General features: G+C 74.2%; 7 protein-coding genes. 4 read left to right on the top strand and 3 right to left on the bottom strand.

From position 1 onward, the window contains the following. The coding region (locus ICW40_RS04080; protein WP_221652557.1) for an anti-sigma factor at positions 1-472 on the top strand (472 nt) is incomplete at its 5' end. Positions 473-572: 100 nt separating this feature from the next. On the opposite strand, the gene ICW40_RS04085 is transcribed toward ICW40_RS04080, so the two are convergent. After that, complete coding sequence (locus tag ICW40_RS04085) at positions 573-812, bottom strand: DUF6458 family protein (protein WP_221652558.1); 240 nt, start codon at positions 810-812, stop codon at positions 573-575. Positions 813-995: 183 nt separating this feature from the next. Here ICW40_RS04085 and ICW40_RS04090 point away from each other — a divergent pair, with 183 nt between their 5' ends. After that, positions 996-1217 carry a hypothetical protein gene (locus tag ICW40_RS04090; protein WP_260458763.1) on the top strand — a complete coding sequence of 74 codons (222 nt, stop codon included), beginning with the start codon at positions 996-998 and terminating at the stop codon, positions 1215-1217. On the opposite strand, the gene ICW40_RS04095 is transcribed toward ICW40_RS04090, so the two are convergent. Further along, positions 1181-3247 carry a cytochrome c oxidase assembly protein gene (locus ICW40_RS04095; RefSeq protein WP_308121617.1) on the bottom strand — a complete coding sequence of 689 codons (2067 nt, stop codon included), beginning with the start codon at positions 3245-3247 and terminating at the stop codon, positions 1181-1183. The genes ICW40_RS04090 and ICW40_RS04095 overlap by 37 nt on opposite strands. Before the next feature lie 37 nt (positions 3248-3284). Then, positions 3285-3653 (bottom strand): YbaB/EbfC family nucleoid-associated protein, encoded by a 369-nt coding sequence (locus tag ICW40_RS04100; RefSeq protein ID WP_221652559.1) that lies wholly within the window; start codon positions 3651-3653, stop codon positions 3285-3287. A 79-nt stretch (positions 3654-3732) separates the two neighbouring features. Here ICW40_RS04100 and ICW40_RS04105 point away from each other — a divergent pair, with 79 nt between their 5' ends. Together ICW40_RS04105 and ICW40_RS04110 are read left to right on the top strand one after the other, a co-directional pair. Further along, positions 3733-5571, top strand: coding sequence for an MDR family MFS transporter (locus ICW40_RS04105; RefSeq protein WP_308121619.1), 1839 nt, complete (start codon positions 3733-3735; stop codon positions 5569-5571). A 161-nt stretch (positions 5572-5732) separates the two neighbouring features. Continuing rightward, entirely contained in the window at positions 5733-6725 is a 993-nt protein-coding gene (locus tag ICW40_RS04110; RefSeq protein ID WP_221652561.1) for an AAA family ATPase, read from the top strand. Positions 6726-6844 lie beyond the last annotated feature (119 nt).

Consider the following 6844-nt stretch of genomic DNA (forward strand, 5'->3'; position numbering starts at 1 on the left):
AGTCAGCCCGCTCGTGCGGCCCGAACGCCGGCGCCCGCGCACGGCGTGGATCGCGCTCGCCGCAGCCGCGGGAGTCGTCGTCGGCGGCGCCGGCGCGACGCTCGTGCCGCGGTGGCTCGACGCCGGACCCGACGAGGCGGAGGTGCTCGCCGAGGCGCAGCTCGACCCGCTGCCGGGCTGGGAGGCGACCGGTCAGGCCGTCGTCGAGGTGGCCGCGGACGGGTCGCGCGAGCTCGTGCTGACCGTCGACGAGCAGGACGGTGAGGACGGCTACCGCGAGGTCTGGCTGATCGACCGCGAGGTCACGCGACTCGTGAGCCTCGGCGTGCTGCGCGGGTCCGAGGGCAGGTTCACCGTGCCCGACGGCCTCGACCTCGACGACTTCGCCGTCGTCGACGTCTCGGAGGAGCCGTTCGACGGCGACCCGGCGCACTCGGGCGACAGCGTGGTCCGCGGCATCCTCGGCGCCTGAGCCGCAGCCCGGCCGGACGCGGCCCTGACAGAGCCGGGACGCAGCACCGCCCGCGACCCCTCGGGGGCGCGGGCGGTGGCGGCTGCTGCGGCGGACCGGCTCAGACGGCCGGGCCGGCCGGCGGCGGCGTGCGCGTGTCGTAGCGCTCGACGACCTCGCGGTGGCTCGTGTTCGCGCGCTGCTTGTTGTAGACCATGCCCATGATCAGGGCGATGATGCCCGCCGCGATCATGATGTAGCCCACCATGTTGAGGTTCACCACGTCCCACGTGTCGGGGGCGATGGCGAACGCGAGGATCGCACCGACGACGATCAGGAAGATCCCGCTTCCGATTCCCATGGTCGTACCTTTCCTCGGCGGTCGGGGGGCCGACCGGTTCGATCACGAGCATGGCGGAGCCGCCCTGCCTCCGCGCGTCGAGACGGGGTGAAGCGGCGGGAGCCACCCGTCCGGGCGACGTAGGCTGGCGGTGTCCGTCCGTGCGCCGGCGTCCGTCGCGCGCAGCACCGGAGACGAGGAGCCATGGCCACGCCGCCCGCCCGCCGACCGTTCGGGATCCGCTTCACCGAGCGCGTCCTGCTGCCGTTCCTCGGGCCCGCGCAGGTGGGCGACACGTCGCGTGGCAACGCGGCCTCCGAGCAGGACCGCGAGCGCGAGGCGACGTTGCGCACCACGCTCGAGCGCGTCGTCGGCCCGGACGGGCGCTCCTACGTCGTCGAGCGCGGCTCCGAGCCCGAGGCCTGACCCGACCGCTCACCCGACTGCGGACCCGAGCGGCTCGCGAGGCGCTCGAGCATCGCGTTGTACTCGGCGAGCTCGGCGTCGCCGTCGCGGTCCGCCGCCCGGTCCCGACGGCGGGCGGTGCGCTCGTCGTCCCGCGTCCACGCGATCGCCACCGTGATCGCGAGCACGAGCATGGGCAGCTCGCTGATGCCCCACGCGATCGCGCCGCCCGTGTGCTGGTCGGCGAGCGCCGAGGGCCCCCAGGGCCGGCCGAGCAGCCCGAACCAGCGCGGCACGAGCAGGGCCTCCGAGCTCACGATCGCGAGGCCGAAGAACGCGTGGAACGCCATGGTCGCGAAGAGCAGCAGCAGCCGGAGCGCGTAGCCGGGCCGCTTCGGGCCCGGGTCGACGCCGATGAGCGCGTTGGCGAACAGGTATCCGGCGAGCGTGAAGTGGGCGATCATCGCCAGGTGCCCGAGGTACGTCGTGAGGGCCAGCTCGAACGCGTCGGTGAAGTAGAAGACGAACATCGACCCGGCGAAGTTCACGGCGGCCACGACGGGGTGCGCGAAGACCTGCGCCCACCGCGAGTGCACGAGGCCGAGCACCCACTCGCGCGGACCCCACGAGCCGTCGGCGCGCGGCGGGACGGCGCGCGCGAGGAGCGTCACGGGTGCGCTGAGCACCACGAGGATCGGCACGACCATCACGAGGATCATGTGCTGGAGCATGTGGGCGCTGAACAGCACGTGGCCGTACACCGAAGGTCCGCCCGACGTCGTCCACGCGAGCAGCACCATCCCCGCGACGAGGCTCACGGTGCGGTGCGCCGGCCAGGCGTCGCCGCGCCGGCGCAGGCGCCGCACCCACCGCGTGTAGACGACCACCGCGGCGAGGCACCCGAGCGCGGGCACGAGGTCCCAGCGGAAGCTCGTCAGCCAGAGCTCGAAGGTGGGCGCCGGCGGCAGCGGGTGGCCGGTGACGGTCTCGGCGGGCGTCGGTGAGGTGGGCGGCTCCAGGTCGGCCGGCGGCGCCGTCGAGCCGAGCGCGACGGCGACGCCCGAGACGGCGCCCATGACGGCGAGCTCGACCGCGACGAGGCGCCAGAAGACGGCGGGCGCCCGGGTCGCGCCGGCCGCCCGCGGCTCGCCGAGGCGGCGCACGACGGCGCGCCGGTGCAGCCACCCGAGCAGCCCGAGCACCGCGAACAGGACCACCTTGGCGACGAGGAGCAGCCCGTAGGGGGTGCCCAGGTCGGCCGGCTCGTCGAGCCGCTGCAGCGCGTTGACGGTGCCCGAGACGGCGACCGCGACGAAGCACCAGGCGGCCACGGCCGAGAACCGGGCGACGGCAGGTGCGAGGTCGCGGCCGAGCCGACCGCTCAGCAGGGCGAGGACCGCGAGCGCGCCGATCCACACCGCGGCGCCGGCGAGGTGCAGGAAGAGCGAGGAGATCGCGAGCTCGTGGTTCGTCGCGCCGACGGTGTGGCCGCTCGTCGAGAGCATGACGAGCGCGGACGTGGCCAGGAGCGCGGCGAGGAGCGCGCCGACGGGGCGCGTGACCAGGAGCGCGACGACGCACGTGAGCGCCGCGACCACGGTGATGCCCAGGAGCGTCCGGCCCAGCGACACGGACGTGACGAACAGGCCGAGCTCGGCGCCGAACCCCGGCCCGCCGACCGGCCGACCGGTGATCGACGCGTACGTCAGGACCAGCTGGACGACGCTCGCGACGGCCCAGACGCCGGCACCGACGGACGCGACCACGGCCGCGGCCGGCCAGGCGCGGCCGTCGCCGGGCGTCCTCCCCTCGGCGCGCGGGAGGACGAACGCCGCGAGCACGAGCCCGCCCAGGGTCACGGAGGCCGCGAGCTCGGTCACCACCGTGGAGAGCGGCAGACCCCAGCGCACGACGGCGCCCGGGTCGAGCAGCGCGGCGTCGGCGGCCCCCGAGAAGGCCATGCCGAGCACGACGGCGGCGAGCGCCACGAGGAGCCCCGCCGCCACGCCCGCGGCCGGCAGGCGGCGGGCGGTCGTGGTCGGGGCAGTCACCGCGTCAGCCTACGGCGGGCTGTCGGGCGACGACGTCTCAGGCGTAGCGCTGCTCGACCTCGGTGCGCAGGTGCTCGGTCAGCGGCGAGTCCTCGCCGAACGCCTCGCCCATGACGGCGACCGCTCGTCCGCCCGCCTCGCGCTGCGCGGCGCGAGCCGCGTCGAGGATGTACCGCGAGAGCTCGTCGTGCCGCAGCGCCATCGCCGCGTCCGTGAGGACGACGTCGCGCAGCTGACCGGACGCGTCGACCTCGACGACGACCTCGCCGCGCGGCGACCGGCCGCGGCCCCGCACGGCGTCGATCTCGGCCTTGACCTGCTCGGCGCGCACGGCGCGGTCCTGCGCCGCCTGGATGTCGCGCTGGATCTTCGCGAGGGCGGCGTCGGGGTCGTGGAAGGCGGTCACGCGAGCACCCTAACGAGCGCGTGCCCAGCCGCCCAGACCCCGTCCGGCGCGCATGCGGGGCGGGACCTACGCTTCCGTGGTGAGCCCCGACGCGTCGCGCGCGACGCCCCAGCAGGCCGTCCCCTTCACCCCCCTCGGTCACCGGCAGATCCTCGTGATCCTCGGCGGGCTGATGATGGGCATGTTCCTCGCCGCGCTCGACCAGACGATCGTCGCGACGGCGATCCGCACGATCGGCGACGACCTCAACGGGCTCTCCCTGCAGGCCTGGGTGACGACGGCGTACCTCATCACCTCGACGATCGCGACGCCGCTCTACGGCAAGCTCTCGGACATCTACGGCCGCAAGCCGCTGTACCTCGTCGCGATCGCGATCTTCCTCGTGGGGTCGCTCCTGTGCGGCACCGCGACGTCGATGTACCAGCTCGCCGCCTACCGCGCGGTCCAGGGGCTCGGCGGGGGCGGGCTGATGTCGCTCGCGATCACGATCCTCGGCGACCTGCTGAGCCCGCGTGAGCGTGCCAAGTACCAGGCGTACTTCCTCGCGGTGTTCGGCACGTCGTCGGTGCTCGGACCGATCATCGGGGGCTTCTTCGCGGGCGCGGACGACGTGCTGGGCATCACCGGCTGGCGCTGGATCTTCCTGGTCAACGTGCCGTTCGGGATCCTCGGCATGGTCGTCATCACGCGCGTGCTGCACCTGCCTCCGCTCGCGAAGGTCTTCCACCGCATCGACTGGCCGGGTGGCCTCGCGCTCGCGGGCGGCCTGGTCCCGCTGCTCCTCGTGGCCGAGCAGGGACGCGAGTGGGGCTGGGGCTCGCCCGTCGCGCTGACCTGCTACGCGCTCGGCGTCGTCGGGATCGCCGCGTTCCTGCTCGCCGAGCGGCGTGCGGGTGACGACGCGCTCCTGCCGCTGCACCTGTTCCGGAACCGGACGTTCGGCGTCTCGGCGCTCATCAACCTCGTCATCGGCATGGGCATGTTCGGCGGCCTCGCGACGCTGCCGCTCTACCTGCAGATCGCCAAGGGGATGACGCCGACGGCGGCCGGCCTCGCGCTGCTGCCGCTGACGCTGGGGATCATGACGACATCCGTGGTCGCGGGCCAGACCGTCGCCCGCACGGGCCGCTACCGGATCTTCCCGATCCTCGGGACGATCTGCCTGACGGCCGGCGCCCTGCTCATGTCCCGCCTCGTGCCCGACTCGTCGATGGTCGAGGTCGCGTGGCGTTCCGCGATCTTCGGGTTCGGCCTGGGCTTCTGCTTCCAGCCGCTCGTGCTGGCCGTGCAGAACGCCGTCCCGCCGAAGGACATGGGCGTCGCGACGTCGTCGTCGCTGTTCTTCCGGCAGATGGGCGGCACGCTCGGCACCGCCGTGTTCCTCTCGATCCTCTTCTCGACCGTGGGCGGCAACATCAGGGACGCGTTCGCCGAGGCGAGCCGGACGACGGCCTTCCGCGCGGCGCTCGCCGACCCCGCGGTCCTCGAGGACCCGGCGAACGCGCCCGTGGTCGGCGTCGTCCAGGGGACGGGGGCGCTGCCGTCGCTCGACGACTCGTCGTTCATCTCCGCCATGGACCCGCGCCTGGCGGCCCCGTTCCTCGACGGCTTCGCCCGCAGCACCTCGCTCGTGCTGCTCATCGCGGCGGCCGTGATCGCGGTGTCGGTGGTGCTCGCGTTCCTGCTGCCGGAGATCCCGCTGCGGCAGGTCTCCGGGATCCAGAGCCGCCTCGACGCCGCGGACGCGACCGCGCCGGACGCCGCCGGGACGACGGCGGCCGCGGTCGCGGGCGCCGAGCAGGGGGTCGGCGCGGACGCCGTCCGGGCGGACGCGGTCGACGGCGCCCACGGTCCGGAGAGCCAGGTGCCGCGGAACCCGGCGCTCCTGCGAGACCCCAGCGGCCCCACGATCGGGTGATCTCGGCGGCTCGGCCAGGCGCGTCGTCCCCAGCCACCCGGTCCGCGACGGGCGGGCGCAGCCCCGGCTGGCATACTCGCCGTCTGCCGCACCCCGCGACGCTCCCCCGAGCCGCCGTGGGCACGAGTGCGGCCACGACCGGCCCACCAGGGGGACCCCGCATGCTGACCGAGGCGATCACCGACAGCGACCACGCCCAGGCGCGCCAGCTGCTCGACCGGATCGACGCGGTGTTCGCCCAGCGCGTCGTCGGCCAGGACAACCTGCGCGTCGCGCTCGTCAGCACCCTGCTCGCCGGCGGGCACATCCTGCTCGAGAGCGTCCCGGGGCTCGCGAAGACGACGGCCGCGCAGACGCTCGCTGCCGCGGTCTCGGGGTCCTTCCACCGGATCCAGTGCACGCCGGACCTCATGCCGAACGACATCGTCGGCACCCAGATCTTCAACTACGCCACCGGCTCGTTCACGACGCAGCTCGGCCCGGTGCACGCCAACCTCGTGCTGCTCGACGAGATCAACCGGTCGAGCGCCAAGACGCAGTCCGCGATGCTCGAGGCGATGCAGGAGAAGCAGACCTCGATCGGCGGCGAGGTCTACCGCCTGCCGAGCCCGTTCATGGTGCTCGCGACGCAGAACCCCATCGAGGAGGAGGGCACCTACGTGCTGCCCGAGGCCCAGATGGACCGGTTCCTCGTCAAGGAGGTCCTCACCTACCCCGAGGGCGGCGAGGAGGTCGAGATCCTCGAGCGGATCTCGAGCGGCCGCCAGACGGCGCCCATCGTGGGCCAGCCGATCACGCTCGGCGACGTCGAGCGGCTGCAGGCCCTGGTGAGCCGCGTCTACGTCGACGCCGCGATCAAGCGCTACGTCGTCGACCTCGTCGCGACCACCCGTGGTCGCGGGCCGCGGCCCATCCCGGGGATCGACCGGATGATCCGCGTCGGCGCGAGCCCGCGCGGGTCGATCGCGCTCATGCGCATCGGCCAGGCCCTCGCGCTCCAGGCCGGGCGCGGGTACGTCACGCCCGAGGACATCAAGGCGATGCGCCACCCCGTGCTGCGCCACCGCATCGTGCGGACGTTCGACGCGCTGGCCGACGACGTGCCCGCCGAGCAGCTCGTGGACGCGGTCTTCGACGCGGTGCCGACCCCCTGAGCCGCTGACGCCCGTGTCCTGGACCCCCGTCGGCGGCCCGATGCCGACCCCCGCGCCACCACCCGCCCCGCCGCACGCGCGGCCGGCGGGCACGGGCGCGCCCGGCGGTCCTCCCGTCG

Source organism: Actinotalea ferrariae, from assembly GCF_019733465.1.
Taxonomy (GTDB): Bacteria; Actinomycetota; Actinomycetes; order Actinomycetales; family Cellulomonadaceae; genus Actinotalea; species Actinotalea ferrariae_A.